Annotated in this window: 23 protein-coding genes; 10 read left to right on the top strand and 13 right to left on the bottom strand. The window is 75.1% G+C overall.

Translation table 11 applies throughout. The features are described 5' to 3' along the window. Window positions 1–42 precede the first annotated feature (42 nt). The gene (gene paaN / locus J0910_RS05885; RefSeq protein ID WP_420157501.1) at window positions 43–1,710 is read right to left on the bottom strand and encodes a phenylacetic acid degradation protein PaaN; all 1,668 of its coding nucleotides are present in this window, start codon (window positions 1,708–1,710) and stop codon (window positions 43–45) included. Window positions 1,711–1,936: 226 nt separating this feature from the next. Here paaN and J0910_RS05880 point away from each other — a divergent pair, with 226 nt between their 5' ends. The 3 genes from J0910_RS05880 to J0910_RS05870 all read left to right on the top strand — a co-directional run bounded on the left by J0910_RS05880 (window position 1,937) and on the right by J0910_RS05870 (window position 6,772). Then, entirely contained in the window at window positions 1,937–3,325 is a 1,389-nt protein-coding gene (locus J0910_RS05880; protein WP_420157500.1) for a phenylacetate--CoA ligase family protein, read from the top strand. An 87-nt stretch (window positions 3,326–3,412) separates the two neighbouring features. Further along, a complete protein-coding gene (locus J0910_RS05875) occupies window positions 3,413–4,051 on the top strand; it encodes a TetR/AcrR family transcriptional regulator (RefSeq protein ID WP_420157499.1) in 639 nt (212 codons plus the stop codon). A 354-nt stretch (window positions 4,052–4,405) separates the two neighbouring features. Beyond that, window positions 4,406–6,772 carry a hypothetical protein gene (locus J0910_RS05870; protein ID WP_420157498.1) on the top strand — a complete coding sequence of 789 codons (2,367 nt, stop codon included), beginning with the start codon at window positions 4,406–4,408 and terminating at the stop codon, window positions 6,770–6,772. Window positions 6,773–6,793: 21 nt separating this feature from the next. Here J0910_RS05870 and J0910_RS05865 read toward each other — a convergent pair whose 3' ends face one another. Beyond that, window positions 6,794–7,633: a TauD/TfdA dioxygenase family protein gene (locus J0910_RS05865; RefSeq protein WP_420157497.1), complete on the bottom strand. Its 840-nt coding sequence runs from the start codon at window positions 7,631–7,633 to the stop codon at window positions 6,794–6,796. A 448-nt stretch (window positions 7,634–8,081) separates the two neighbouring features. Here J0910_RS05865 and J0910_RS05860 point away from each other — a divergent pair, with 448 nt between their 5' ends. After that, the gene (locus J0910_RS05860) at window positions 8,082–8,441 is read left to right on the top strand and encodes an STAS domain-containing protein (protein ID WP_420157496.1); all 360 of its coding nucleotides are present in this window, start codon (window positions 8,082–8,084) and stop codon (window positions 8,439–8,441) included. Between the two features lie 103 nt (window positions 8,442–8,544). On the opposite strand, the gene J0910_RS05855 is transcribed toward J0910_RS05860, so the two are convergent. The 4 genes from J0910_RS05855 to J0910_RS05840 form a co-directional block, all read right to left on the bottom strand. Further along, window positions 8,545–9,273, bottom strand: coding sequence for a M50 family metallopeptidase (locus J0910_RS05855; protein ID WP_420157495.1), 729 nt, complete (start codon window positions 9,271–9,273; stop codon window positions 8,545–8,547). Window positions 9,274–9,588: 315 nt separating this feature from the next. Further along, window positions 9,589–10,512: a DUF4097 family beta strand repeat-containing protein gene (locus J0910_RS05850; RefSeq protein WP_420157494.1), complete on the bottom strand. Its 924-nt coding sequence runs from the start codon at window positions 10,510–10,512 to the stop codon at window positions 9,589–9,591. 82 nt (window positions 10,513–10,594) lie between these two features. Continuing rightward, the gene (locus tag J0910_RS05845) at window positions 10,595–11,254 is read right to left on the bottom strand and encodes a response regulator transcription factor (RefSeq protein WP_420157493.1); all 660 of its coding nucleotides are present in this window, start codon (window positions 11,252–11,254) and stop codon (window positions 10,595–10,597) included. Between the two features lie 3 nt (window positions 11,255–11,257). Continuing rightward, window positions 11,258–12,631, bottom strand: a complete 1,374-nt coding sequence (locus J0910_RS05840; protein WP_420157492.1) for a sensor histidine kinase — start codon at window positions 12,629–12,631, stop codon at window positions 11,258–11,260. A 440-nt stretch (window positions 12,632–13,071) separates the two neighbouring features. On the opposite strand from J0910_RS05840, the gene J0910_RS05835 reads away from it, so the two are divergent. The 5 genes from J0910_RS05835 (at window position 13,072) to J0910_RS05815 (ending at window position 16,644) form a co-directional block, all read left to right on the top strand. Beyond that, window positions 13,072–13,479 (top strand): TOBE domain-containing protein, encoded by a 408-nt coding sequence (locus J0910_RS05835; protein ID WP_420157491.1) that lies wholly within the window; start codon window positions 13,072–13,074, stop codon window positions 13,477–13,479. After that, window positions 13,472–14,272 (top strand): molybdate ABC transporter substrate-binding protein, encoded by an 801-nt coding sequence (modA, locus tag J0910_RS05830; protein WP_420157490.1) that lies wholly within the window; start codon window positions 13,472–13,474, stop codon window positions 14,270–14,272. Before J0910_RS05835 ends, modA begins: the two co-directional genes overlap by 8 nt. Next, a complete protein-coding gene (locus tag J0910_RS05825) occupies window positions 14,272–15,096 on the top strand; it encodes an ABC transporter permease (RefSeq protein WP_420157489.1) in 825 nt (274 codons plus the stop codon). Before modA ends, J0910_RS05825 begins: the two co-directional genes overlap by 1 nt. Beyond that, on the top strand, window positions 15,078–16,187 hold the full coding sequence (locus J0910_RS05820; RefSeq protein WP_420157488.1) for an ABC transporter ATP-binding protein: 1,110 nt from the start codon (window positions 15,078–15,080) through the stop codon (window positions 16,185–16,187). The genes J0910_RS05825 and J0910_RS05820 overlap by 19 nt, the downstream gene beginning before the upstream one ends. A 181-nt stretch (window positions 16,188–16,368) precedes the next feature. Next, entirely contained in the window at window positions 16,369–16,644 is a 276-nt protein-coding gene (locus J0910_RS05815; protein ID WP_420157487.1) for a hypothetical protein, read from the top strand. Between the two features lie 134 nt (window positions 16,645–16,778). Here the strand turns inward: J0910_RS05815 and J0910_RS05810 are convergent, their stop codons facing one another. From J0910_RS05810 to J0910_RS05785, 6 genes are all read right to left on the bottom strand, one after another. After that, window positions 16,779–17,234: an SRPBCC family protein gene (locus tag J0910_RS05810; protein ID WP_420157486.1), complete on the bottom strand. Its 456-nt coding sequence runs from the start codon at window positions 17,232–17,234 to the stop codon at window positions 16,779–16,781. Between the two features lie 139 nt (window positions 17,235–17,373). Beyond that, on the bottom strand, window positions 17,374–18,357 hold the full coding sequence (locus J0910_RS05805) for an NUDIX hydrolase (RefSeq protein ID WP_420157485.1): 984 nt from the start codon (window positions 18,355–18,357) through the stop codon (window positions 17,374–17,376). Further along, window positions 18,350–20,416: an RNA degradosome polyphosphate kinase gene (locus J0910_RS05800; RefSeq protein ID WP_420157484.1), complete on the bottom strand. Its 2,067-nt coding sequence runs from the start codon at window positions 20,414–20,416 to the stop codon at window positions 18,350–18,352. Before J0910_RS05800 ends, J0910_RS05805 begins: the two co-directional genes overlap by 8 nt. 107 nt (window positions 20,417–20,523) lie before the next feature. Next, window positions 20,524–21,465: a CPBP family glutamic-type intramembrane protease gene (locus J0910_RS05795; protein ID WP_420157483.1), complete on the bottom strand. Its 942-nt coding sequence runs from the start codon at window positions 21,463–21,465 to the stop codon at window positions 20,524–20,526. Between the two features lie 121 nt (window positions 21,466–21,586). After that, window positions 21,587–22,522 (bottom strand): CPBP family intramembrane glutamic endopeptidase, encoded by a 936-nt coding sequence (locus J0910_RS05790; protein ID WP_420157482.1) that lies wholly within the window; start codon window positions 22,520–22,522, stop codon window positions 21,587–21,589. Window positions 22,523–22,738: 216 nt separating this feature from the next. Beyond that, complete coding sequence (locus J0910_RS05785; RefSeq protein WP_420157481.1) at window positions 22,739–23,197, bottom strand: flavodoxin family protein; 459 nt, start codon at window positions 23,195–23,197, stop codon at window positions 22,739–22,741. Window positions 23,198–23,354: 157 nt separating this feature from the next. Here J0910_RS05785 and J0910_RS05780 point away from each other — a divergent pair, with 157 nt between their 5' ends. Continuing rightward, complete coding sequence (locus tag J0910_RS05780; protein ID WP_420157480.1) at window positions 23,355–25,529, top strand: transglycosylase domain-containing protein; 2,175 nt, start codon at window positions 23,355–23,357, stop codon at window positions 25,527–25,529. 78 nt (window positions 25,530–25,607) lie between these two features. On the opposite strand, the gene ehuA is transcribed toward J0910_RS05780, so the two are convergent. Beyond that, entirely contained in the window at window positions 25,608–26,399 is a 792-nt protein-coding gene (gene ehuA / locus J0910_RS05775) for an ectoine/hydroxyectoine ABC transporter ATP-binding protein EhuA (protein ID WP_420157479.1), read from the bottom strand. Between the last annotated feature and the right edge of the window lie 10 nt (window positions 26,400–26,409).

Raw genomic sequence — 26,409 nt, 5'->3', positions numbered from 1 at the left:
CCGCCGCGGGCGGAGGCCGGGGCGCGTCCGGCGCGGGCCCGGTCAGGCGTGCCGCCGGGACTGGACGAAGGAGAACCGGCCGGCGACGAACGCCGGGTCGGTCAGCGAGGAGGTCGCCGCCGGGTTGGCGCCGGTGCCGTGGTAGTCGCTGAACGCGGCGGACTGGTTGACGAAGACCTGGCCGGTGAGGTTCTCCGACAGGTTCACCCCGGCGTCGGCGGCCGCGTCCTCGGCGGCCTCCAGCACCTCCGGGGAGGTGGAGTAGACCGAGGCGGTGAGCGCGCCGCGCTCGGCGACGGTCTCCCGGAGCAGCCGCAGCGACTCCTCGGTGCCGGCGGTGCCGATCAGGAACGAGACCGGTCCGAAGTGCTCGCGCCCGTAGACGTCGCGCCGGTCCGCCTCCAGCCGGACCACGGCCGGGGTGCGCACCGTCGCCTCCGCGTAGTCGGGGTGGACCACCTCGGCCGATTCCAGCACCGGCTCGCCGAGCGCGCCGGCCCCGGACAGCCGGTCCAGCACCCCCCGGTTGGCGATCGCGCCGAGGAACCCGGTCGCCTTGGCCGGGTCGGAGAGCAGCTTCGTCACCGCGCCGGCCAGGTCGGCGCCGAACTCCTCGGCGCTCTTGCGGCCCTCGTCGGTGTCGATGCCCTCCCGCGGCACGAAGATGTTCTGCGGGGTGGTGCACATCTGCCCGCTGTACAGCGAGAGCGAGAACGCCAGGTTGCCCAGCATCGCCCGGTAGGCGTCGGTGGAGTCGACGACGACCGCGTTCACCCCGGCCTTCTCGGTGAAGACCGCGGCCTGCCGGGCGTTGGCCTCCAGCCAGTCGCCGAACTCGGTGGAGCCGGTGAAGTCGACGATCCGCACCTCGGGGCGGAGCGCCAGGTCGGCGGCGATCCGGTCCTCGGCGCGCTCGGCGGCCAGCAGCACGGCGTCCGGGTCGTGCCCGTTCTCGGCCAGCACCTCGCGGGCGACGGCCACGGTGATCGCCAGCGGCAGCACCGCGCCCGGGTGCGGCTTGACGATCACGGTGTTGCCGGTGGCCAGGTCGGCGAAGATCGCCGGGTAGGCGTTCCAGGTGGGGAAGGTGTTGCAGCCGATGACCAGGCCGATGCCGCGCGGCACGGCGCGGAACCGCTTCTCCATCACCAGCGGCTCGCCGCGGCGCTGCGGCTTCTCCCAGCGCACCGTCCGGCCGTAGCCGGTGATCATGTCGTGCGCGTAGGCGACCGCCTCCAGGCCGCGCTCCTGGGCGTGCGGGCCGCCGGCCTGGAACGCCATCACGAACGCCTGGCCGCTGGTGTGCTGCACCGCGTGCGCCATCTCGAAGCTGCGCTTGTTGATCCGGTCCAGGATCTCCAGGCAGACCCCGGCGCGCTCGTCGGGGCCGGTGCGCGCCCAGGAGCGGGCGGCCGCCGCGGAGGCGGCGATCAGCTCGTCGGCCCCGGCGCGCGGATAGCCCACCCCCAGCGGCAGCCCGTAGGGCGAGCGCTCGGTGATGACCCGGTCGCCGGAGCCCGCCTGGTCCAGCGGGAAGTCCTTGCCCAGGTACCCCTGGAAGGCCGCCTCGCCCGCGGCGGCCGCGCCCTCCCCGTACACCTTGGGGCTGGGCGATTCGGGGTAGGGGGACCAGTAGTGGCGGCCGCGGATCGCCTCGACCGCCGATTCCAGGGTCGCGCGGTGCCGCTCGTACAGCTCGGAGGGGGCCATGCCGGTTCTCCCAACACGTCGTCTTCGGGTGCTCTGGTCGCCTTCGGGGTCCCGGGGACCGGCCGCCTCTTGACAGCTCCCCGGCCGGTGGTGCTTGTCTATGCCGTATTACTAACCGACCGTTCGTTCAGGCCGCAAGGGGGCGCGGCGCGGCCGCAGACCCCCGCTCCGCCGCCGCGCGCGCCCGTGCCCGCCGCCGGAGCGCCCCCGCCGAGAGGACGTCGCCGTGACCGAAGCACCCCGCCAGACGGCCGGATCCCGCCCGGCCGGTCCGCCCCGCCCCCGCGGCGGGGGCTCCGCGCCGCGCCGGCTCGGCCCGCCGCCGGAGCCCTCCGCGCTCGACCCGATGGAGCGGGCCTCCCGGGACATGCTGGAGGAGCACCAGCTGTCCCGGCTGCGCTGGACGCTCGGCCGCGCCTACGAGCACCAGGCGTTCTACCGGCGCAAGTGCGACGCCGCCGGGGTCCACCCGGACGACCTGGGATCGCTCTCCGACCTCTCCCGCTTCCCCTTCACCACCAAGCAGGACCTGCGGGACGCCTACCCGTTCGGCGCGCTCGCCGCCCCGATGGACCGGGTGCTGCGGCTGCACGCCTCCAGCGGCACCACGGGCCAGGCCACGGTGGCCGGATACACCCGCGGCGACCTGGACGTCTGGGCCGACCTGGTGGCCAGGTGCATCCGCGCCTCCGGCGGCCGCCCCGGGCAGAAGGTGCACGTGGCCTACGGGTACGGGCTGTTCACCGGCGGGCTGGGCGCGCACTACGGGGCCGAGCGGCTGGGCTGCACGGTGATCCCGGTGTCCGGCGGGCAGACCGAGCGCCAGGTGCGGCTGATCGAGGACCTGCGCCCCGAGGTCATCATGGTCACCCCCTCCTACCTGCTGACCATCGCCGACGCGTTCCGCGCCCGGGGCCTGGACCCGCGCGCCTCGTCGCTGCGCACCGCGATCTGCGGCGCCGAGCCGTGGACCGAGGACATGCGCGCCGAGATCGAGGACGTCTTCGACCTGGACGCGGTGGACATCTACGGCCTGTCCGAGGTGATGGGGCCGGGGGTGGCCAACGAGTGCGTGGAGGCCAAGGACGGCCCGCACGTCTTCGAGGACCACTTCCTGCCGGAGACCGTGGACCCGGTGGACGGCGCGCCGGTGCCCGACGGCGGCGAGGGCGAGCTGGTGTTCACCACGCTCACCAAGGAGGCGATGCCGGTCGTCCGGTACCGCACCCGCGACCTGTCCCGGCTGCTGCCCGGCACGGCGCGGCCGGCGTTCCGGCGGATATCCCGGATCACCGGGCGCAGCGACGACATGATCGTGCTGCGCGGGGTGAACCTGTTCCCCACCCAGGTCGAGGAGCAGGTGCTCCGGATCCCCGCGCTCTCCCCCCACTTCCAGCTGGTGCTGCGGCGCCCCGGGCGGCTGGACGAGATGACGGTGCGGGTGGAGTGCCGGCCCGGCACCGGCGAGGAGGAGCGGCGGCGGGCCGGCGCCGCGCTGGCCGAGGCCGTCCGCGAGCACACCGGGGTCGGTGCGGCCGTGGAGGTGCTGGACCCGGAGGCGCTGGAGCGCTCGGTGGGCAAGGTCCGCCGGATCAGCGACCAGCGGCCCCGGTGAGCGGGGGCTGTGGCGTTGGGCACGGTTGAGCCGGACGGCGCCGGTCGGGGCTCCGGGGCCCCGGCCGCGCGGGTAGATTCACCCTCTATGCCGCACTCGACCGCGCCCGAGCGCGCCCCCTCCGGCCGCTCCGCCCCCGCCCGGCGCCGCGCCGGGCGCCCCGGCCACGACGCCGAATCGGTGCTGCGCACCGCGGTGCGCGTGTTCAACGAGCGCGGCTACGACGGCACCAGCATGGAGGACCTGGCGCGCGCCCTGGGCGTGACCAAGTCGGCCATCTACCACCACTACTCCGGCAAGGCCGAGCTGCTCCGCCGCTCCCTGGACCGGGCGATGGACGCCCTGTTCGCGGTCACCCGGGAGCCCGGCGCCACCACCGGGCCGGCCATCGACCGGCTGGAGCACGTGCTGCGCGGCAGCGTCCGGGTGCTGGTCGCGGAGCTGCCGCACGTCACCCTGCTGCTCCGGGTGCGGGGCAACACCCAGGTGGAGCGCCGCGCGCTGAAGCGGCGCCGCGACTTCGACCACTTCGTCGCCGACCTGGTCCGCGAGGGCGTGGCCGACGGCGCGATCCGCCCCGACGCCGACCCCGAGGTGGCCGCCCGGCTCATCTTCGGCATGGTCAACTCCCTGGTCGAGTGGTACCGCCCGGGCCGCGGGCTGAACGCCGACGCCCTCGCCGACCAGGTCGCCGCCGCGGCCTTCACCGGCCTGCGCCGGCACTGACCCCGGGCCGCCCCGGAGAGCTCCCGCCCCGCGCCCCGGCGGCGGTCCTCGCGGGCCGGCGGAGCCGCCGCCCCTGCGCGCTGCCCCTCCGTGCCCCGGCGGCGCCGCTCCCCCTCCCCCGCGGCGCCCGGCCGCCGCGCGGTGGCCGCTCCCCCGGACGGCCCGGCGGCACGCCCCGGCGCCGCGGGGCGGGTTCCGGCGGGGAGAGCGCCCTGCTCCGCCCCCGTTCCGGCGGCGGTACCGGCATTCCGGGCGGGATGGGGCGGGATGCGTGGCACGGCCTTGATCTCCGTGGCCGGAGCACTACCGTGAGCGGCACGGGCAGGGCTTTCCGGTTCGATTCGAGGGGGCGCCGTGGCGCTGGGGGGTCTGCTGTTGCGCGTCGTCGCGGTGGGCGCGGCGCTGGCGGCCGGGGGTGCCGCGTCCGCGCCGCCGGCCCAGGGCGGCCCGCCCGCGCCCGCCGCGCACGCCCGGACCTCCGACGCGGTGACCGCCGGGAACGGCCCCCCCGGCGGGCCCGCCGTGCTGGTCGGCGTCCCCGGGCTGCGCTGGGAGGAGGTCGACCCCGGCACCATGCCGGAGCTGTGGGCGCTGGCCGGCGGGAGCGCGATCGGCAACATGTCGATCCGCACCGCCACCTCGCGCACCTGCCCGGTGGACGGGTGGCTGACCGTCTCGGCCGGGCAGCGGGCGTTCAGCCTGCGGCAGCAGTACTCCATCTGCGAGCTGCCGGTGCGGCCGAAGCGGTCGGACGGCGGCGCCGTGGTGCCCGACTTCGAGGACCACGTCGAGGTGAACGCCGGCTCCCCCTACGGCGCCCGGGTCGGGCTGCTCGGCCGGTCGGTGCACGAGATGGGCGGCACCACCCTGGCCGTCGGCCCGGGGGCCGCGCTGGCCGCCGCCGACGAGGACGGCCGGGTGGACGACTACCTGTCCGGCACCGAGTCGCTGCGCCGCGAGGACATGGAGTCGTCCTGGCTCACCGTGGTCGCCCTGGACTCGCTGGCCGACCTCTACCTGAACCCGCCCGAGGACCCGGAGGCCACCCCGGACGAGGAGGAGTCCACCGCCAACAGCGATGAGGAGCCCGAGCCGGAGCCCGGCCCGGTGCAGGAGCGGCAGCGGCGGGAGGCGCTGGCCGACGCCGACGCCGAGCTCGGCCGGGTGCTGGACCGGCTGCCGGAGGACGCGACGCTGATGGTCGCCGGGGTCTCGGTGGAGGCCGGGGCGTCCCGGCTGAACGCGGCGCTGCTGCACGGCCCCGGCCCGGAGGCGGCCGGCTACGGCGGCGGCTACCTGCGCTCGGAGTCCACCCGGCGGGACGGCCTGGTCACCCTGACCGACGCCACCATGACCCTGGTGCGGTCGATGGGCACCGAGCCGACCCGGGCGATGGTGGGCCGGACCTGGTCGGCGGTGGAGCGGCCGGAGGGGACCGGGCGGTCCGTGGGCGACCTCACCGCCTTCTCCACCGCCGCCGACGTGGTCCAGGCGCTGATGGCGGGCTTCTTCAGCCTGCTGGTCGCGATCCAGCTGCTGATCTACGCGGCCGCGGCCTACGCGGTGCACCGGTACGGCGAGCGGAACCGCACCAAGCGCGCCCAGGTGCTGGCGGTGACCCGGGTGGTGGCGCTGGGCGGGGCGGCCGTGCCGGTCTCCAGCTACCTGGCCAACCTGGTGCCGTGGTGGTCCTCCTCGGTGCCGCAGGTCGCGCTGCCGGTGTGCGTGCTGGCCTGCGCGGCGCTGGTGGTGCTCGCGGCGGTGGCCGGGCCGTGGCGGCGCACCGTGCTGGGCCCGATGACGGTGGTCGCCGGGATCACCACAGCGGTGCTCTTCGTGGACATGTGCACCGGCTCCGACCTGCAGATGAACTCGCCGACCGGGTACACCCCGATCGTCGCGGGCCGGTTCTACGGGCTGGGCAACATCGCCTTCGCCACCTTCGCCACCGGCATGCTGATGCTGGTGGCCGGGGTGGCGCACTTCCTGATCGAGCGCGGGCGGCGGCGCGCGGCGGTGGCCGCGGCCGCGGCCATCGGGCTGGCCACGATGGCGGTGATCGGCACCCCCGGGCTGGGCACCGACTTCGGCGGGCTGATCGCGATCCTGCCGGGGCTGGCGGTGACGGTGCTGATGATCGCCGGCCACCGGGTCACGGTCTGGCGGATGGCGCTGGTGTGCGCCGCGGGCGCGGTGCTGCTCGCCGCGGTGTCCTACTGGGACTACCTGGGCCCGCCCGCGGAGCGGAGCCACTTCGGGCTCTTCGCCGAGCAGGTGCTGCGCGGCGAGGCGGGCCCGGTGGTCGCGCGCAAGCTCGGCGCGATGCTGGGCACCCTGGGCAACTGGCAGCTGACCCTGCTCGCCGCGTGCGCCCTGCTGTTCCTGTTCGCGGTGCTGAACAAGCCGACCAACTGGCGGATGGGGGCGCTGCAGCGCACCTACGAGTACGCCCCGACGCTGCGCGCCGGGCTGACCGGCTCGCTGGTCACCGCGCTGGTCGGGTTCGCCGCGAACGACTCGGGGATCGCCATCCCGGCGCTGGCGCTGACCGTGGCGGTGCCGCTGACGCTCTCCGCCGCCGTCTGGGTGATGCAGCGCGAGGACCCGCAGGCGGACGGGGCCCCCGAGCCCGAGGGCCCCGCCGAACCGGAGGGCCCCGCCGGGCCGGACGGCTCCCGGGACGGGGTCCCGTCCGGCGGCGGGGAGGCGGTGGGCCGCTGAGGCCGGCGGCGCCGGCCCGGCTCAGTCGGCGAACCCCTTGGGGAAGTCCACCGTGACCCGGTGCATCTCGCGGCGCTCGGTGTAGTCGGGGACGGCGTAGTGCTGCACCGCGCGGTTGTCCCAGAACGCGATGGTGCCCGGCTCCCACGTGAGCCGGACCTGGAACTCGGGGTGCCGGATCTGGTCGCAGAGGAGCGGCAGCAGCGCCTCGTTCTCCCATTCGGTGAGGCCCTTGAGCCGGGTGACCGAGCTGCGGTTGACGTAGAGCAGCTTCCGGCCGGTCTCCGGGTGGACACGGACCACCGGGTGCTCGGTCGGCGGCCACTCGCGCTGCAGCCGCTCCAGGTCCAGCGGGTGGCCCTTGGCCTTGGCCTTGGTCACCCCGGGGGTGATGTCGTGCACGCCGACGAGGCTCTCGGCCAGCGCGCGGAGCGGCGGGGAGAGCGCCTCATAGGCGGAGTAGGCGCTGGCCCACAGGGTGTCGCCGCCGACCGGGGGGAGCACCACGGCGCGCAGGATCGAGCCGAGCGGCGGGGCGGGCATGAAGGTGTTGTCGGCGTGCCAGTTGTCGCCGCCCTCGCCCTTGGGGCTGGTCTGGTTGAGCACGTGCACCGCGTCGGCCACCGGGTCGCCGGTGTCCTTGCGGATCTTCATCGGCGGGATGCTCAGCGTGCCGAAGCGCAGGGCGAAGCGGAGGTGCTCCTCGTCGGTGATGTGCTGGTCCCGGAAGAAGAGCACGCCGTGGTCGAGCAGCCCGGCGTAGAGCGTGCCGACCTCCTCCGCGGAGAGCTCCTTGCGGAGGTCCGCTCCGGTGACGTAGGCACCGACGCGCGCCGTGGCTCTGCTGAATTCGATGGCCATGCCGAGACGCCTCCTTGTCGAACAAGCACATGCTTGGTTTCAGAGGCTAGCATCCGGAGGCCCGCTCCCCCAGACCCCGGGCACCGCCCGTGCCCGGCCCCGAACACACTCCCGCTTCGCCCATGTCACGAATAGGCCACGGCCGTGTGGTATCGTCCCTGTCGGATGCTTGTTTTAAGCTCCTTAGCAACGAGCGGGCGCCGACCACCACGAGCCAGCGCACACGCGTCGCCCCCCGAAGGCCGCTTCCGGCCCGTTCGGCCGCGACACGGCTGCCCGCCCCGACGTCGAAGCATTCGCGAACGACGATGACCACGCAGGTGCCGGTAGGCAGTATCCCGGCATGAGGGGTAGCCACACGATGAGACAGCAGTTCCGCCACGACCAGCATGCGGCCTCAGGCAGGCCCGCTGTCTCCGCGTCCCTTCCCGGAGCTCCCGGAGCGAACATGCCCGCCCTGAGGATCACCAGCCGCGCCCACGACGACGGCCTCGTCCTGGTGCTCGACGGCGAGATCGACATGGCCACCGAGAAGCGGTTCCACCAGGCCGCGCGGGAGGCCGTCGAGTCCCGTCCGCACGGCCGGGTGGTGCTGGACTGCACCCGGCTCGACTTCATCGACTCCAGCGGGCTGCGGGTGCTGATCCAGGCGCACAAGCTCGCCAAGGAGCACTACGCCACCGTGCTGCTCGCGGCGGCCAACGAGCGCGTCGCGCAGATCCTGCACGTCACCGCGATCGACACCCGGATCCCGGTGCTGCCCGACGTGCCCTCCGCGCTCGCCGCGCCGCTGAGCATCGGCGGCTGACGGACCCGATGAGGAAGAACACCCGGCCGGATCCGGCCGGGTGTTCTTCCTCATCGGGGCACCGCGTCTTCGGGGCACCGCGTCCGCGGCACCGCCCCGCGGCTCACGCCATCGGCGCCGCCGAGTTCCACAGCAGCCACACGCCCAGCGCCAGCGCGCCCAGGTTCACCGCGCCGAACACCATCACCCAGGCGGTCCCGGAGACCCCGGTCAGCCGGTGCAGCTGGTCGGCGTCGGAGTGCGGCGAGGGCTGGCGGCGCCGCTGCGCCTGCAGCTCGAACACCGGCCGCACCCCGGCGACCAGCATGAACCAGGTGAAGAAGTAGGCGAACACCGCCTGCACCTCCTCCGGGGTGAACCAGGAGATCCCGAAGACCAGCGCGCCGGTGCCCAGCACCGAGAGCACCCCGTAGAAGTTCCGGATCAGCAGCAGCATCGCCGCCAGCAGGATGATGGAGATCCACAGCAGCGCGGTGATCCGGTTGTTCAGCAGGAACAGCACCCCGAACAGGCCCACCACCGAGGGGGCGATGTAGCCCGCGAACACGGTGAGGATCATCCCGATGCCGTCCGGCCGGCCGCGCGAGACGGTCACCCCGGAGGTGTCGGAGTGCAGCCGGATCCCGGTCAGCTGCCGCCCACTGGCCAGCGCGACCAGGGCGTGCCCGCCCTCGTGCGCGATGGTGACCACGTTGCGGGCCAGCCGCCACGGGCCGCCGGTGGAGACCAGCGCCAGGGCGATGATCCCGGTCGCCAGGACCAGCCACCACTGCGGCGCGGACTGGGTCGCGAAGACCTCGTCCACGACCTGCTCGAACGATGTGCCCTCCATGGCGGCTTCCCGTCTCGATCGGCTCGGCGTTCCCCGGGCACGGGCAGGACCCGTGCCCCAGGAACACTAGGCGATCCGGGGCACCCTGCACGACGGGCGGCGGCCCTCCCGCCCTCGCGGAACCGCTGAACGGCACCGGGCCGGCGGGCGGTGCCTCCCCGCCGCTCCGGCCCGGGACACCGTTCGCACGGGCGCGCCGGGCGTCCCGTCCGCGCCCGGGGCGCCCCGTCCGGCCCGTTCCCGGGCCGCGGGGAGGGCCCGCGGCCCGGGAGCGGGCGACCGCGCCGGTGGTGCGGGCGGCGCGGGCGTCCCGGCTCAGTCGCCGTTGATCTCCACCGAGCCGCTGGTGGTGCCGATGTCGATCAGGCTCTCCGCGTCCTCGGCGGTGTCCACGCCGACCTCGGTGGAGCCGCTGGTGGTGTCGGCGCGCACGTCGTAGGCGCGGCCTTCGGGCACCCGCAGTTCCACCGATCCGGAGACCGTCTCGGCGGCCAGCCGCTCGAACGGCCGCTCGGCCTCCACCCCGACCGAGCCGGAGGTGGTGATCAGCCGGGCCGTGTCGAAGCCGCCCTCGACGCCGATGCCGCCGGAGACGCTCTCCACCTCGAGCTCGGCGGTGTCGACGTCCTCCAGGTCCACCTCGCCCGAGGTGGTCGCGGCGCGCAGCGCGTCCCCGGTGGCGCCGGAGACGTCGATCTCACCGGAGGTGCTCCGCAGGTCCGCGCCGCCGCTCAGGTCGCTCGCCTCGATCTCGCCGGAGACGGTGTCCACCCGCACCGGGCCGGTGAGCCCGGCCAGCTCGACCTCCCCGCTCGCCGTCTCCACGGTGACCTCGGTCCCCGCCGGAACGGTGATGTCGTACTCCACCGCGCAGGCGGCGCCGAACGTCCCCGTGCAGTCGGCCTCGGCCCGCACCACGCCGTCGCCGTCCTGCTCCAGGTCGGACTCGGCCTTGTTCAGCAGGGTGTTCCGCAGCTCGGACTCGACCCGGAGGCCCCCGCTCCCGCCCTCGGTGACCGTGACCGAGCCGCCGGTGCGGTTCTGCACCACCAGCCCCTCGGCGCCGTCGAACGACCGGGTGTCCCCCTCCTCGCCGACCGGGACGGCGCCGAGCGCGCCGACGGCGCCGCCCAGCAGCGCCAGCAGCGCGACCACGGCGCCCACCCACAGCCAGCGGAACCGCCGCCTGCGCGGCTCCTTGCTCGACGAGGCGTACAGCCCTCGTGCCTGGAACGTCATCTCCGCTTCCTTCCCGGGGTTCGGATCGCTCCTCCCCTGCTGTTCCCGCGGCCCCGCCCGGGACCGCGCCGTCCGGTGCCGGTCAGTCCTGTCCGCCGGTGCCGCGCAGGTACTCCAGCACGGCCCGCACCCGGCGGTGGTCGTGGTCGTCCTGGCCCAGGTCGAGCTTGGTGAAGATGGACCGGATGTGCTTCTCCACCGCCCGCTCGGTGATCACCAGCCGGGCCGCGATGCCCGCGTTGTTCAGCCCTTCGGCCATCACGCCCAGCACCTCCGACTCGCGCGGGCTGAGCCGGTCCAGCGCGCTGTCGGAGTTCCGGCTGAGCAGCTGGGAGACGACCTCGGGGTCGATCGCCGCGCCGCCGCCGGCCACCCGGCGCAGCGTCGCCAGGAACTCGTCGATGTCGGCGACCCGGTCCTTGAGCAGGTAGCCGACCTTGGCCGAGCCGCCGCCGAGCAGCTCGGCGGCGTACCTGCTGACCACGTGCTGGGAGAGGAGCAGCACCGCCACCCCCGGGTGCGCGCGGCGGATCCGGATCGCGGCGTCCATGCCCTCCTCGGAGTAGCCGGGCGGCATGCGGATGTCGACCAGGCACAGGTCGACGTCGCCGTGCTCCTCGACCGCCGCCAGCAGCCGCTCGGCGTCGCCGACGGCGGCGAGGATCTCGATGCCCTCGTCCTCCAGCAGCTTCACCATGCCGCTGCGCAGCAGCACCGAGTCCTCGGCGATGATGATCCGCATTCCTCATGCCTCCCAGGGGATGTCCGCGGTGAGGACGGTGCCCCCACCCTTGGGGCTGTGCACCCGCAGCTCGCCGTCGACCGCGTCGACCCGGTCCCACAGGCCGTACAGCCCGGAGCCGAGGGACGGGTCGGCGCCGCCCGCGCCGTCGTCGGTGACGGTGACCCGGAGCAGGTCGGCGCCGTGGCGCCCGGCTCCGCGCACCCGGGCCGCCGCGACCTGGGCCCGCCCCGCCCCGGCGTGCTTGGCGATGTTGGTCAGCGCCTCGCTGGCCACGTAGTAGGCGACCCCCTCGGCGCGCGGCGACGGCCGCTCCCCGAGGTCCGCCTCGACCTTCACCGGCATCGGGGCGCGGCCGGCGGCGACCGGCAGCGCCGCCTCCAGCCCGTGGTCGGTGAGGACCTTGGGGTGCAGGCCGCGGGCGACGTCCCGCAGGTCGCCCATGACCTCCTTGGCCTCGCGCCGCGCCTCTTCGAGCAGCGCCCGGGCCTTCTCCGGGTCCCGGTCGAACTGGGCGTGCGCCCGGCTGAGCGTCATGGTGACGGCGAGCAGCCGCTGCTGGGCGCCGTCGTGCAGGTCCCGCTCGATCCGCCGGCGCTCGGCCTCGGCGGCGTCCACCATCCGGGAGCGGCTGTCCTGGACCTGGAGCAGGCGGCGGCGGACCCGGATCTCCGGGGCGTCGAAGAGCAGCCGGCGGGCCACCGCCAGCTCCGCCCCGACCAGCAGCGGCGACAGCCAGAGCCCGAGCAGCAGGCCCGCCGTGCCCGCGACGAGGCTGAGCAGCTGCTGCTGCAGGATCAGCAGCGGGGCGAGCCCGGTCGCGCCGACCAGGGTGACGATGAAGACGACGATGGTGCCCACCGTGCCGCCGACGCCGTAGAAGAGCATGCCCAGCGCGAGCGCGCCGGCGATCAGTCCCTGCGCGCCGGCCAGGGTGGTGTAGAGCAGGGCGTGCCAGGACTCCGCCCCGAAGACCAGGGTGAGCGCCCGGCCGGGCAGCGACCGGGGGGCGAGCGGGTCGGGCAGGGCGGCCTCCTGGACCCCGTGCGTATCGCCGAGCCTGCTCCGCTGGATCCGGCAGCACAGCCGGGCCACCAGCAGCGCGCCGACCAGCATCACCCCGGCGAACAGGAGCTGCCGGGGGACCGAGGCCGGGTCGTAGCGGACGCCGCTCACGTTCTGCACCAGCGGGACCGCCAGCGAGCTGGCGCTCGCCACCAGCATCCCGGCGGGGAGCAGGTAGAGGAAGGAGAGCACGAACGAGGTCAGCACGCCGAGCAGGGCGACCGTCCGCTCGCTCCAGCCGCGCCGGGCGAACAGCACCGCGCGCAGGGAGCGCCACCGGCTTCCGGACCGGGCCGCAGCACCGCTCGCCATCCGCGCCCGCACCGCCTTCCGCCTCCGCACCGACCGCAGGACCCGCTCCCGCCTCTCGGTTCCAAAACTACGGTCCGCGACGGCGCGGAGGCCATGGCGGCACCACGCCGCCGGGGGTAGTGCAGGCACCCCTCCCCCGCCCCCGTCCGTACCGGAGCCCGCCCGCGCCGGAGGCCCCGGGCACGGGCCTGCGGCGGGCGGCGGGCCCTCCCCCGGCCGCACCGGCCGCGCATCGGAGCGGCACCGCGCGACGGGGGCGGGTGCGGGGGCGGGTCCCGCCGCGTCCGCCCGGCGGCCCGCCCGCGCCGCTCCGGGCCGCCGGGGGCGGAGGGCGGTCCCGGCGCGTCCGGCGGATCCTCCAAGGAGACCGGACATTTCTCTCGCATCTGCTGGCCGATTCGCTATTCCCCCTCGCATCTGCGACCGGTAGATTTCCGGTCATGCAGACGTTCCGGATCAGCGAGGTGGCCGCACTCGCCGGGGTGAGCCCCGATACCGCGCGGCGCTGGGTCGACTCCGGGCGGCTGCCCGCCGAGCGCGACGCCAACGGGCACCGCCTCGTCGGGGGGGCCGCCCTGGCCGCGTTCCTGCGCAGCGACCGCGAGGACCCGGCCCGGCGCCGCACCTCCGCCCGCAACCGGCTGGGCGGCCTGGTCACCGAGGTGCTCCGGGACGGGGTGATGGCGCAGGTCGAGATCCAGGCCGGCCCGCACCGCCTGGTCTCCCTGATGAGCAGGGAGGCCGCCGACGAGCTCGGGCTCGAACCGGGCTCCGCCGTCACGGCGGTGGTGAAGTCCACCAACGTCATCGTGGAGAGCGATACCGAAAGAGGGGTCCGGCATGACTGACGGCCGTCTGAGGGCGGGCACCGCCGCCGCGTCCGCCCTGCTCCTGGCCGGCCTGGCCGGGTGCGGGGGGCCTTCCGGCAGCGGCGACGGCGGGGGCCCCGGCGCGCAGGGCGGCGGCTCGCTGACCGTGTTCGCCGCGGCCTCGCTGACCGAGGTCTTCACCGGCCTCGGCGAGCGGTTCGAGGAGGAGACCGGCTCCACCGTGGAGTTCTCCTTCGCGGGCAGCTCCGACCTGGCCCAGCAGATCGCCGACGGCGCCCCGGCCGACGTGTTCGCCTCCGCCGACGTGCCCAACATGGACGAGGTCGCCGAGGGCGGGTTCGCCGAGGGCGACCCGGAGGTCTTCGCCCGCAACGTGCTGCGGATCGCCGTGCCGCCGGGCAACCCGGCCGGCGTCGAGGACTTCGCCGACCTGGCCGGGGACGGGGTCACCGTCGCGGTGTGCGCGCCGGAGGTGCCGTGCGGCGCCGCCGCCGAGAAGCTGATGGAGGCCACCGGGGTCCGGATCGACGCGGCCTCGCAGGAGGAGGACGTCAAGGCCGCGCTGACCAAGGCCCGGCTGGGCGAGGTCGACGCCGCCCTGGTCTACGAGACCGACGTGCGCTCCGCCGGCGGCGAGGTGGAGGGCATCGGGATCGAGGGGGCCGAGGAGGCCGCCAACGACTACCCGATCGTCCCGCTGGCCTCCTCCGGCGACCCGGAGCTCGCCCGGGAGTGGGTCGACTTCGTCCTCTCCGAGAAGGGCGCCGGGGCCCTGTCCGACGCCGGGTTCCGCCCCGCCTCGGAGGCGTGATGGCCGCCGCCGCGCCGGGCCGCCGGACCGCCGCCGCGGTCCGGCGCGGCCGCACCCCGTGGGCGCTGCTGGTCCCGGCGCTGATCGGGCTGGCCTTCCTGGTGCTGCCGTTCGCCGGGCTGCTGGTCCGCACCCCGTGGGGCGACCTGCTGCCGCTGCTCTCCTCCGCCGAGGTCCGCGGGGCGCTGTGGCTCTCACTGGGCACCGCCACCGCCGCCACCGCCGTCTCGCTGCTCTTCGGGGTGCCGCTGGCCTGGCTGATCGCGCGCACCGAGTTCCCCGGCCGGCGCGCGGTGCGCGCCCTGGTCACCGTCCCGCTGGTGATCCCGCCGGTGGTGGGCGGCGTGGCGCTGCTGCTGGTGCTGGGCCGCAGCGGCCTGCTCGGCCGGCACCTGTACGAGTGGACCGGCTTCTCCCTCCCGTTCACCACCGCCGCGGTCGTCGTCGCCCAGGTCTTCGTGGCGATGCCGTTCCTGGTGATCAGCGTGGAGGGGGCGCTGCGCGGCGCGGACCGCCGCTACGAGGAGGCCGCGGCGACCCTGGGCGCCTCGCGGTGGACCGCGTTCCGCCGGGTCACCCTGCCGATGGCGGCACCCGGGGTGGCGGCCGGGGCGGTGCTCGCCTGGGCGCGGGCGCTCGGCGAGTTCGGCGCCACCATCACCTTCGCCGGGAACTTCCCCGGCACGACGCAGACCATGCCGCTCGCGGTGTACCTGGCCATGCAGAACAGCCCGGAGCAGGCGGTGGTGCTCAGCCTCGTCCTGCTGCTGGTCTCGCTGGCCATCCTCATCGCGCTGCGCGACCGATGGGTGGGGACGCCGTGAGCGGCGAGGGGGAGGCCTCCCCGGCGGAGGCCGCGGAGCCGGTGCTGGACGCCCGGATCGCCGTGGACCGGGGCCGGTTCCGGCTGGACGCCCGGATCACCGCCGGGCCCGGCGAGGTGGTGGCGCTGCTCGGGCCGAACGGCGCGGGCAAGTCCACCGCGCTGCGCGCCCTGGCCGGGCTGCAGCCGCTCTCCGCCGGGCGGGTGCTGCTGGAGGGGCGGGACATCACCGCCGAACCGGTGGAGCGCCGCCCGATCGGCGTGGTCTTCCAGGACTACCTGCTGTTCGGGCACATGAGCGCGCTGGAGAACGTGGCGTTCGGGCCGCGCTGCCGGGGCGCGGGCCGGGCCGAGGCGCGCGCGGCCGCCGCCGCGCTGCTGGCGGACATGGGGCTCGAGGCGTACGCGCACACCCGGCCGCGGCGGCTGTCCGGGGGGCAGGCCCAGCGGGTGGCGCTGGCCCGCGCGCTCGCGGTGCACCCGCGGCTGCTCCTGCTCGACGAGCCGCTGGCGGCCCTGGACGCGCACACCCGGGTGGAGGTGCGCGCCGGGCTCAGCCGCCGGCTGCACGACTTCGACGGCGCGGCGGTGCTGGTCACCCACGACCCGCTGGAGGCGATGGTGCTCGCCGACCGGGTCACCGTGCTGGAGGGCGGGGGCGTGGTCCAGGAGGGCCCGCCGGCCGAGGTGGCCCGCTACCCGCGCACCGACTACGTGGCCCGGCTGGTCGGGCTCAACCTCTACCGGGGGGTGCGGCACGGCACCTCGATCGAGGTGGAGGCGGCCGATGGGGGCGGGGGCGGGCCCCGGATCGAAACGGCCTCGCCGGGCGGCGGCCGGGTGTTCGCGGCGTTCCCGCCGCGCGCGGTCGCGCTCTACCGCGAGGAGCCGGTGGGCACCCCGCGCAACGTGTGGCGGCTGCGGGTGGAGGGCGTCGAGCGCTTCGGCGACCAGGTGCGGGTGCGGCTCGGCGGGGCGCTGCCGCTGAGCGCCGACATCACCCCGGCGGCCCTGGCCGAGCTCTCCCCGGAGCCCGGGGGCGAGGTGTGGGCGTCGGTGAAGGCCACCGAGGTGGAGTGCTACCCGGCCTGACCCGCTGATTCGCGACCGCGCCGGGCGGCGGGGCCGGTCCGCGCGGGGCCGCGCCCGGCCTGCGGCCCTCCGGACCGGGAGATGCCGGACACGCCCCGCCCCGCTTCCCGGCGTGTCGCCCGGAGCTTCCTAGGATTGTCACCGTCCGTGGTCGAACGACCACCTTATGGAGGGATGATCCGTGTCTCTGCACCGCTTCCTTGCCGCCGCCGCGATCGCCGGCGCCGCCTTCGCGACCACCGCCGGCCCCGCCTTCGCGGGCGACGCGGAGGTCCGCCACGACTCCGTCCAGCACCAGTCCGGCGGCTTCTGGGAGGAGCTCTGGAGCTGGGTCGAGGAGAACGGGGTCGTCTCGATCGACCGGGACGGCTTCGACATCGACGGCGATCACGGCATCAACACCGAGCACGGCTACGACGAGCACGGCAACGAGTACAGCTACAGCAGCGAGGAGTAGCCCCGCTGCCGAGCGCGCCCCGCCCGCCGCCGGGCGGGCGCGGCGGCGGCCCGCCGCCGAGCGGGCCGCCGCGCCGCGGCCCTTTCCCTGAACCCCGAGAGGGCCGCGGCGCCATGCCGCCGCGGGGCCGGGGGTCAGCCCTCGGCGTGCTCCTTCTCCGCGAGGGCCTTGAGCCGGAGCAGCGAGGCCTCGATGGAGCGGGCGTTGCGGGACGGGAACCCGAGCATCTGGTAGGCGAAGGCGGCCGGGGCGGAGACCGCGGAGTAGTCGAAGGTCTCGGTGACCCGGGTGGCCCCGGCGTCCAGCGGCTCCAGCTCCCAGCGCCAGCGGTGCGCGCCCGCGTGCCGCCAGGCGATCAGCCGGCCCTCCTCGAACTCCACCACCCGGTTGCCCATCCGGTAGTCCATGCCCATCCGCATGCCCATGCCGAAGCGGTCGTCCGGGCCGAGGCGGTCCGGGCCGTCGGCGGCCTCCCGGACGGTGCCGGACCCGTCGAACTCGGCGTGCCGGGCGGGCGAGGCGATGATGTCGAAGATCAGCGATGCCGGTGCGTCGACGACGGCGCTGCGCGCCACTCTGTGCTGTCCCATGCCGGAATCCTCTCAACCTCCCCGGGCCCCCGGCACCGCCCCTCCCCCGGGAAGGCGATGGTCTTGGAGTTCCGGGGGTATCAGGGCGCGTTGCCCCCCGCAACGTCAAGATCATCGCGGGAGGGGCGGGAGGAGCGGGTCAGCCGCCGGAGGCCGGGTGGCGCTCGACGGCGGCCAGGGCGCGCTCGCCCACCGGGACGTGCAGCACCCAGAAGTTCCCCTTGCGCAGCGAGATCTGCTGGGTGACCGGCGCGTCCAGCCGGCCCAGCGCCTCCCGCATCAGGTGCGCGACGAGTTCGCCGTGCGTGCAGACCAGGGTGGGCGTCCCCTCGTCGAGCAGCCGGCCGAACTCCCGGCGCGCGGCCTCGGCGTCCACCGCGGAGGAGTCGCCGTGCACGCCCGCGGTGAGCGCGGGCAGGGTGCGCACCTCCGCGCCCTGCTCGGCGGCGTAGGGCAGCACGGTCTCGGTGCAGCGCGCCGCGGCCGAGGTGAGCACCCGCATCAGGCCGTAGGCGCCCAGCACCCGGGCCAGGCCCCAGGCGTCCTCCCGGCCGCCCTCGTCCAGCGGGCGGAGCAGGTCGCTGCCGCTCCAGTCGCGCTTCTCCCCGGCCGAGGTGTGCCGGAGCAGCACCAGCGGGAAGGTCTCCAGCGGCCCGGAGAAGACGTTGTCCAGCACCTGCACGTCGTGGTCGTAGGTGAGCCGCTCCCTGGCCTCGGCCGGGGCGCACCACTCCACCGCGTCGATCTCGTCGTTGGGCTCGAACGAGGACTCCCCGGAGGGCCGGGCCACCCACCAGTCGACCAGCTTGGGCCAGCCGTCGCGCAGGTAGCGCTGCGGCGGCAGGCGGCGGCCGAGGACCGGGCGCAGGCCGGTCTCCTCGGCGGTCTCGCGCACCGCGGCGTCCAGGACGTGCTCGCCGTTCTTCACCTTGCCCTTGGGCAGGGTCCAGTCCCGGCGGTCGGGGCGGTGCACCAGCGCCACCTCGCGGCCGCCGCCGGGGGCCCCGCGCCACAGCACGGCGCCGGCCGCCCGGATCGGCTCCATGTAGCCCCCGGGCGCGGTGTCCCGGGGCGGCCAGGCGCTGGTGATGGAGGCCTCGTCGAAGGGGTACTCGTCAGCCATCGAACGCTCTCAGGTGCCGGTCGCCGCGGAGGGCGCTCTGCAGGTCGCGCAGGGGCGCCCCGTCCGCGTCGCGCGTGTGTCTGGTCCAGTCCCCGTCCGCGGCCAGGTGCCACGACGAGGTCCGCTCGTCCATCGCCTCGTCCAGCAGCTCGACCAGGCGGCGGCGGTGCCCGGGGTCGGCGACCCGGATGAGCGCCTCCACCCGGCGGTCCAGGTTGCGCGGCATCAGGTCGGCGCTGCCCAGCCACACCTCGGGGTCGCCCCCGTTCTCGAAGGCGAACACCCGGGAGTGCTCCAGGAACCGGCCGAGGACGCTGCGGACCCGGATGCCCTCGGACAGCCCGGGGAGGCCGGGGCGGAGCACGCAGCTGCCGCGCACCCACAGGTCCACCGGGACGCCGGCCTGGGAGGCCCGGTAGAGCGCGTCGATGACCTCCTCGTCGACCAGCGAGTTGACCTTGATCCGGATCCGCGCCGGGCGGCCCTCGGCGGCGGCCGCCACCTCCCGGTCGATCCGCGCGGTGAGCCCGGTGCGCAGGCCGTCCGGGGCGACCATCAGCCGCCGGTAGTGGACCTTCCGGGAGAACCCGGTGAGCCGGTTGAACAGGTCGCTGAGGTCCTCGCCGACCTCGGGGTCGGTGCTGAACAGCCCGAAGTCCTCGTAGATCCGGGCGGTGCTGGGGTTGTAGTTGCCGGTGCCGACGTGGCAGTAGCGGCGCAGCGCGCCGCTCTCCTCCCGGCGCACCACCAGCGCCAGCTTGCAGTGCGTCTTGAGCCCGACCACGCCGTAGACCACGTGCGCTCCGGCGTCCTCCAGCTTGCGCGCCCAGGCGATGTTGTTCTGCTCGTCGAACCTGGCCTTGATCTCGACCAGGACGACCACCTCCTTGCCGGCCCGGGCGGCCTCGATCAGCGACTGCACGATGGGCGAGTCGCCGCTGGTCCGGTAGAGGGTCTGCTTGACCGCCACCACGCTGGGGTCGGTGGCGGCCAGGGCGAGGAACCGCTCGATGGTGGTGGCGAACGACTCGTAGGGGTGGTGCACCAGCAGCTCGCCGCCGTCGATCGCGCCGAACAGGTCGCCCCGGTCCAGGCCGGGCGGCTCCACCGGCACCATCGGGGAGAAGCTCAGCTCCGGCCGGTCCAGGTCGGCGATGAGGTCCAGGCCGGCCAGGTTGAGCGGGCCGGGGACCCGGTAGACCTCCTCGTCCTCGGCGCCCAGCTCGCTGCAGAGGATGTCCAGCACCTCCCGGGCGATGCTCTCCTCCACCTCCAGCCGGACCAGCGGGCCGAACCTGCGCCGGAGCAGCTCGTTCTCCAGCGACTGCACCAGGTCGTCGGTCTCGTCCTCGTCGACCTCCAGGTCGGCGTTGCGGGTGACCCGGAACGCGTGGTGCTCCAGCACGTCCATCCCGGCGAACAGCTGGGGCAGGTGGGCGGCGATGACGTCCTCGACCGGGACGAAGCCGTCCCCTTCCAGCCGGATGAACCGGGGCAGCGCCGAGGGCACCTTGATCCGGGCGAAGGCGGTGCGGCCGGTGCGCGGGTCGCGGACGGTGACCGCGAGGTTGAGCGAGCGGCCGGAGATGTAGGGGAAGGGGTGGGCCGGGTCCACCGCGAAGGGGGTGAGCACCGGGTAGACGGCGCGGCGGAAGAACCGGTGCATCCGCTCCCGGTCGGCGTCGCCCAGCTCCTCCCAGCGCAGGATGCGGATGCCCGCGTCGGCCAGGGCCGGCGCGACCGCGTCGTGGAAGGTGCGCGCGTGCCGCTGCATGAGCTCCTGGCTGACCTTGGAGATCCGCTCCAGCAGCTCCTTGGGGTGGTGGCCGCTGGGGCTGGGCACGGCCAGCCCGGTGGCCAGCCGGCGCTTCAGGCCGGCGACCCGGACCATGAAGAACTCGTCCAGGTTGCTCGCGAAGATCGCCAGGAAGCGGACCCGCTCCAGGAGGGGCATGGCCGTGTCCTCGGCCAGTTCGAGGACCCGCTGGTTGAACCGGAGCCAGCCTTCCTCCCGGTCCAGGAACCGCCCTTCCGGCAGCACCGCCGCCTCTTCCGCCATGACCACCGCTCTTCCGGGCATAACGCGTGTACAGCGCTCATTCTTGCTTATCGGGCGCCGCGGGAGAATGAGGCGCGGCCCATCGATACCGGAACGGCGCGCGATGATCAGCCGGTGGTCACCGCGGAGACACCGCCCGGCAGCACGGCGAATGTGGTCAGCAGCCCGTGCATGGCCAGCACGGGCCAGGCGTTGCGGTACCGCGACCACATGTACCCGGAGAGGACCGTCCCGACCCCGAGCAGCGCGACCGCGTCGGCCAGGCCCTCCGGGCCGCCCGCCACCGGCCGGCCGACCAGCGAGAGCAGCGCGTAGAGCAGGGCGGTGAGCAGGATCGCCGGCCGGCGGCCGAGGAGCAGCTCCAGCCGGGTCTGCAGCAGCACCGCGAAGAACAGCACCTCGGCCGCGGTGATGCCGATGTAGCTCACCAGCAGCGCCGCGCCGATCGCGTAGTCGTCGGGGAGCCCTCCGGGCAGCACCACGTCGGGCGCCCAGGGGGCGGCGAAGGTGAGCGGGGCGAGCAGCGCCACCGGCAGCCCGGCCCAGCGCCACGGCTCGCGCACCCGCAGGGCCAGATCGGGCAGGTCGGGCCCGCTGGACCGGCGCATCAGCCCCGAGCCGCCGGCGATCAGCAGCGGGAAGAGCAGCAGGAAGATGATCTTGGCGGTGTAGTAGGCCAGCGGCTCGGCGGCCGGGCCGATCGCCCCGAACAGCGGGGTGAGCACGGTGTAGGCGCCGGCGAAGGCCGCCGTGCAGCCGAGCAGCGCGGCGGTCTCGGCCGCGAGCGGGTGCCCGGCCGTCCGGGCGCGCACCCGCGCGAGCATCTCCGCCTCGGGGGCGCGCGGCGGCATCAGGCGGACCAGCAGCACCCCGGCCGCGGAGCCGGCCCAGAAGAGCGCGGCGGTGCGCCCCTCGCCCGCGCCGCCGCCGAGCAGGTGGACCGGGATGCAGGCGGCGAACGCCGCGGCCGCCGTCCCCCCGATGATCCGGCCGGCCCGGCCCGCCGCACCGGTTCCCGGCCCGCCGCCGCTGAGGTCGATCGATGCCACCTGGCCCCCGTGAGTCCCGGACGGGCGGTCGAAAACGCCCGAGCAGGCATTTTACCGTTTTTACCCCGATACGTGACGATAACGGGAAACATGCCGCCCGGGGTTCGGGGGCGTCCGGGGGTCAGGAGAACGGGATCTGGTCGGCGTAGGTCACCGGGAGCATGCCGGCGACCACCAGCCCGGTGTAGAGCAGCCCGTTGACCCAGATGTTGCGGTAGCGCACCCAGACGTAGCCGAGCAGCAGGCCGAGCAGGCCGAAGGTGAGCACGGAGGCGCCCGCCCCCTCCACGAAGCCCACGTAGCTGAGCGGGTTGCGCGGGTTGAAGTGGCCGCTGACCGCGTGCGCCCCGGCGAACAGCAGCGCGGCCAGCACCACCGCCGGGACCCGCCCCATCAGCAGCTCCAGCCGGGTCTGCACCATGCCGCGGAAGAAGATCTCCTCGATCATGCAGACCGCCGCCGCCACGGCCGTGCCGAACAGCACCGCCCGGGGCCCGGTCACGGCGACCTCCCCGATGTCGAGCGAGGCCAGGGCGACGCACACCGCCACGGTGACCAGGCCCAGCCAGCGCCACGGCTCGCGGATCCGCATCGACAGCCCCGGCATCGCCGTACTGTGCCCGCTGACCGTGAAACCGCCCCGGTCGACCAGGAGCACCGGGATCAGGAAGAGGAAGACGACCCGCGCCACCGGCAGCCCCATGCCCGGCGGGATGTCCTCGGTCACCAGCTTGAACAGCTGGTAGAGCCCGATACCGGCGGCGATGTAGCCGACCAGTGAGGCCAGCAGCACGCCGAGCTCGCCCCCGATCGGGTGGCCCATCAGCGCGGTCTCGGTGCGCCGGTGCAGCTCGGCCTGGCCGGTCCGGCTGCCCAGGAACCAGGTCAGCAGCAGGCCGACGGCGACCGGGAGCCACACGCCCCAGAACGCCCCGAGGCCGAGCCAGTGCAGCTCCGCCGGCATCTCCGGGCGGCCGGCCAGGGCCGCGACGACCACGATCGCGGCGAGGACCGCCACGACGGCGGCCCCTCCCCACAGCACCCACCTGTACGCCACTGTCACTCGATTCTGTCCCGGTCGCCTCCTCAGTCTGACCGGAGAGGAACGGATTGCGACGTATCGGCCACGGAATGTCGCGAGCCGAACGGGCGCGCGGCTGGTCACGTTAGGGGCGGACTCCTCCGGAAACGACCGGTCCGAACGGCCGCCGGGCGCCGCGCGGCGGGCGGTGCGGGCCGGGCCCGGCTCCGGGCGGTGCGGCGCGGACCGGGCTCAGACCTCGCCCGCGGCGGCCAGCGCGGTGACCGCTCCCAGTTCCCAGCAGGCCTCACGCGCCTCACCGGTCACCGCGCCCACCGCCTCCACCGGCGGGCGGACCCGCGCCCACCCCATCCCCTTCGCGATCTGCTCGACGGCCCGCACCGCGCCCGCGGTGTCGCTGTTGCCGTGCACGTAGAGGCCGTAGGGCAGCCCGGCGGTGTCGTTCAGGCACGGGTAGTACACCGCGTCGAAGAACACCTTCAGCGCTCCGGACATGTAGCCGATGTTGGCCGGGGTCCCCAGCACCACGGCGTCGGCCGCGAGCAGGTCGGAGGCGGTCGCGGCGAGCGCCGCCCGCGCGGTGACCTCGACCCCCTCGATCTCGTCGTCGCCCGCCCCGGCCAGCACGGCCTCGAAGAGCTCCTGGGTGGCGGGCGAGGGGGTGTGGTGGACGATCAGCAGGCGTGCCATGCCCCCAGGGTGGCACGGGCCGCGCCCCTCCCCGCCCCGCCCCCGCACCGCGCGGGACCGCATACTCCCCCCTCACCTCCGGCTCACGCCCGGCTCACACCGGCCGGACAGGGTGCTGCCCGGACACGGGCCGCCACGGGGGACGGAGAGCAGCCGCATGGACGAGGGGAAGCAGCGCGCCGACGGCGACCGGGAGGGCCCCGGCGGCGCCGGGGAGCGGCCGGAGGAGCCCGCGGAGGACCGGGCGGAAGGCGCCGGGGAGGAGCGGGCCGCCCGCGCCCCCCGATCGCACCGGAGGGGCGGGCGGCGCCGGAGGCGCGGGCCCGGCCGGAGGCCCGCCGGGAAGCGCTCCCGGCTGCGCCGGGTTCTGGCGTTCACCGGGAAGGCGGCCGCCGTCGCCGCCCTGCTCGGCGCCGGGGCGGCGGCCGCCGCCGGCGTGGTCGCCTACCGGCACACCCCCGACCCCGCCGAGCTGGAGCCGCAGTCCGGCGCCGAGCTCAAGGGCACCAGCATCGACTACGCCGACGGCGAGCAGGCCGTCACCTTCGGCGAACTGCAGCGCATCCCGGTCGAGCGGGAGGAGATCCCGCGGACCGTGGTGGACGGGGTGCTCGCCGCCGAGCAGCGCACCTTCGCCACCGACCCCGGCGTCTCGGTCACCGGCCTGGCCCGCGCGGTGCTCACCGGCGGCTCCTCCGGCGGCGGCTCCACCATCACCCAGCAGATGGCGCGCAACTACTACGACGTGCTCTCCCAGGAGCGCACCTACACCCGCAAGCTCAAGGAGATCCTGATCTCGGTCAAGGTGGGGCGGACCATGTCCCGCGACGACGTCCTCACCACCTACCTGAACACCATCTACTTCGGCCGCAACGCCTACGGGGTGCAGGCCGCCGCCCAGGCCTACTTCGGCAAGGACGCCTCCGAGCTGGACCGGGCCGAGGGCGCGTTCATCGGCGCCGTCATCCAGCAGCCCGGCAACTTCGAGCGGTACGGCTCCGACCCGGAGGTGGAGCGGCTGCTGGAGGAGCGCTGGGAGTACGTGGTGGACGGCATGGTGGAGATGCACGGGGCCGACCCCGGGCAGGGCCTCTCCCGGGCCGAGGCGGACGCCCTGGACTTCCCCGAGGTGGCCGAGCGCGACCCCGAGGGGCGCTTCGAGGGGTACAGGGGCTACGTGAAGGCCGCGGTCGAGCGGGAGCTGCGGGAGCGCTACGGCCTCTCCGACGCCGAGATCGCCGGCGGCGGCTACCGGGTCGCCACCTCGCTGCGCGAGGACCTGATGGAGTCGGCCGAGCGGGCGGCCGGCGGGGCGCTGGAAGGCGCCCCCGGGGACGCCCGCGCCGGGCTGGTCGCGATGGACGCCCGGACCGGGGAGATCCTCGCCTTCGCCGGCGGCGCGGACTTCCTCCGGGAGCCCGACCCGTCCCTGGTGGAGCGGGCTCAGGCCGGGAGCGCGTTCAAGCCCTACGTGCTCGCCGCCGCCCTGGAGCAGGGCGAGGACCTGGGCCCGCTGCTCGCCTCGGACGACGCGGCCGCCGGCACCGGAGCGGCCGAGGAGGGGGAGGACGGGGAGGCGGAGACCGGCGGCGGCCTGCTCCGGCCGGACCGGGAGGCCGACGACGGCCTCCTCGCCGGCCTGGCCGGGGAGGCCGGCCCCGGCGCGGTGGCCCGGCTGGCGGAGGCCTCCGGGATCGCCGAGGAGCAGTTCGACACCGCCGCGCTGGAGCCCAGCATCGCGATCGGCACCTACCAGGTCACCGCGCTGGACCAGGCGCGCGGCTACGCCACCCTGGCCAACGGCGGGGTGCGGATGCCGGCGCACCTGATCACCGGGGTGACCGACCAGCACGGCGAGGTGCGCGAACCGGTGGACGGCGCGGAGCCGGCCTCCGGGACGGCCGCGATGAGCCCCGAGGCCGCCGCCGGCACCGTGCGCGCGCTGACCCTGGCCGACCTGCGCGAGCGGCCGCTCGGCCAGGGCGACCCGACCGCCGCGCACACCGTCGCCGGCATGCCGGGGACCTACTCCGGCGGCCGCACCGCCGCCTGGTACGTCGGCGCCACCCCGCGCTACTCGGTCGCCTTCGTCCTGGCCCGCGCCGGCGGCGGCCGGATCGCCCCGGACCCGGCCGCGGCCGCCGAGACCGCCGCCGGCGCCTGGACCTCCTTCACCGGAGACCTGCTCCGGGACGAGGAGCCCGTCCCGTTCCCGGCCGCGCCCGGCCCGGAGCGGCCGCTCGCCCCGTTCGCCGGGGACCCCGCCCCGCCGCCGGCCCGCGAGGAGGCCGACTCCGGAGCGCTCCCGGCGGACCGGCCGGAAGCGGGCTGACCGGGGGCCGCCCCGCGGAAACGGCGGGGGCGGGCCGGGATCGCCCGGCCCGCCCCCGCCGCGTTCAGCGGTTCGCGGTCACTCGTTCTCCAGGACCGCCTTGAGGAAGGTCTTGGTCCGCTCCTCCCGCGGGTCGCCGAAGAGCTGCTCGGGCGGCCCCTCCTCGGCGATGCGGCCGTCGTCGAACATGAACACGCGGTGCGAGACGTCGCGCGCGAAGCCCATCTCGTGCGTCACGCACAGCATGGTGATGTCGGTGCTGCGCGCGATGTCGCGGAGCACGTCCAGCACGCCCGCGACCAGTTCCGGGTCGAGCGCCGAGGTGACCTCGTCCAGGAGCAGGATCTCCGGGCGCATGGCCAGCGCGCGGGCGATGGCGACGCGCTGCTGCTGGCCGCCGGAGAGCTGGGTCGGGTGGGCGTCGACCTTGTCCGACAGCCCCACCATCTCCAGCAGCTCCTCGGCCCGCTGGTTCGCCTCGTCCTTGCCCACCCCCAGGGTGTGCACCGGGCCCTCGGTGATGTTCTTCCGCACGCTCATGTTCGGGAACAGGTTGAACTGCTGGAAGACCATGCCGATCCGCTTGCGCTTGGTGCGCAGGTAGGACTCGCTGGCCGGGACCAGCTTCCCGCCCTTCTCCATGTGGCTGAACGGCTCCCCGCCGACCCGGATCAGACCGCCGTTGATCCGCTCCAGCGTCATGAGCAGGCGCAGGATGGTGGTCTTGCCGGAGCCGCTGGGCCCGATCAGGGTGACCCGCTCGCCGGCGTTGATCTCCAGGTTCAGCCCGTTGAGGACCACGTTGTCGCCGAACTTCTTGACGACGTCCTCGAAGGTGATCAGCGGGCCGCCGGAAGCCTGGTCTGCCATACCGGGTGAC

This window comes from Nocardiopsis oceanisediminis, from assembly GCF_048595525.1.
GTDB classification, from domain to species: domain Bacteria; phylum Actinomycetota; class Actinomycetes; order Streptosporangiales; family Streptosporangiaceae; genus Nocardiopsis_A; species Nocardiopsis_A oceanisediminis.
The sequence above is the reverse complement of the archived record's forward strand: the minus strand, read 5'-3'. Positions and strand labels throughout refer to the sequence as shown.

Excerpts from the sequence above, each read along its gene's own strand:
- paaN (WP_420157501.1), bottom strand. The coding sequence starts at position 1,710 with ATGGCCCCCTCCGAGCTGTACGAGCGGCACCGCGCGACCCTGGAATCG.
- J0910_RS05875 (WP_420157499.1), top strand. The coding sequence starts at position 3,413 with ATGCCGCACTCGACCGCGCCCGAGCGCGCCCCCTCCGGCCGCTCCGCC.
- J0910_RS05865 (WP_420157497.1), bottom strand. The coding sequence starts at position 7,633 with ATGGCCATCGAATTCAGCAGAGCCACGGCGCGCGTCGGTGCCTACGTC.
- J0910_RS05860 (WP_420157496.1), top strand. The coding sequence starts at position 8,082 with ATGCCCGCCCTGAGGATCACCAGCCGCGCCCACGACGACGGCCTCGTC.
- J0910_RS05855 (WP_420157495.1), bottom strand. The coding sequence starts at position 9,273 with ATGGAGGGCACATCGTTCGAGCAGGTCGTGGACGAGGTCTTCGCGACC.
- J0910_RS05850 (WP_420157494.1), bottom strand. The coding sequence starts at position 10,512 with ATGACGTTCCAGGCACGAGGGCTGTACGCCTCGTCGAGCAAGGAGCCG.
- J0910_RS05845 (WP_420157493.1), bottom strand. The coding sequence starts at position 11,254 with ATGCGGATCATCATCGCCGAGGACTCGGTGCTGCTGCGCAGCGGCATG.
- J0910_RS05840 (WP_420157492.1), bottom strand. The coding sequence starts at position 12,631 with ATGGCGAGCGGTGCTGCGGCCCGGTCCGGAAGCCGGTGGCGCTCCCTG.
- J0910_RS05835 (WP_420157491.1), top strand. The coding sequence starts at position 13,072 with ATGCAGACGTTCCGGATCAGCGAGGTGGCCGCACTCGCCGGGGTGAGC.
- modA (WP_420157490.1), top strand. The coding sequence starts at position 13,472 with ATGACTGACGGCCGTCTGAGGGCGGGCACCGCCGCCGCGTCCGCCCTG.
- J0910_RS05825 (WP_420157489.1), top strand. The coding sequence starts at position 14,272 with ATGGCCGCCGCCGCGCCGGGCCGCCGGACCGCCGCCGCGGTCCGGCGC.
- J0910_RS05820 (WP_420157488.1), top strand. The coding sequence starts at position 15,078 with ATGGGTGGGGACGCCGTGAGCGGCGAGGGGGAGGCCTCCCCGGCGGAG.
- J0910_RS05810 (WP_420157486.1), bottom strand. The coding sequence starts at position 17,234 with ATGGGACAGCACAGAGTGGCGCGCAGCGCCGTCGTCGACGCACCGGCA.
- J0910_RS05805 (WP_420157485.1), bottom strand. The coding sequence starts at position 18,357 with ATGGCTGACGAGTACCCCTTCGACGAGGCCTCCATCACCAGCGCCTGG.
- J0910_RS05800 (WP_420157484.1), bottom strand. The coding sequence starts at position 20,416 with ATGGCGGAAGAGGCGGCGGTGCTGCCGGAAGGGCGGTTCCTGGACCGG.
- J0910_RS05785 (WP_420157481.1), bottom strand. The coding sequence starts at position 23,197 with ATGGCACGCCTGCTGATCGTCCACCACACCCCCTCGCCCGCCACCCAG.
- J0910_RS05780 (WP_420157480.1), top strand. The coding sequence starts at position 23,355 with ATGGACGAGGGGAAGCAGCGCGCCGACGGCGACCGGGAGGGCCCCGGC.
- ehuA (WP_420157479.1), bottom strand. The coding sequence starts at position 26,399 with ATGGCAGACCAGGCTTCCGGCGGCCCGCTGATCACCTTCGAGGACGTC.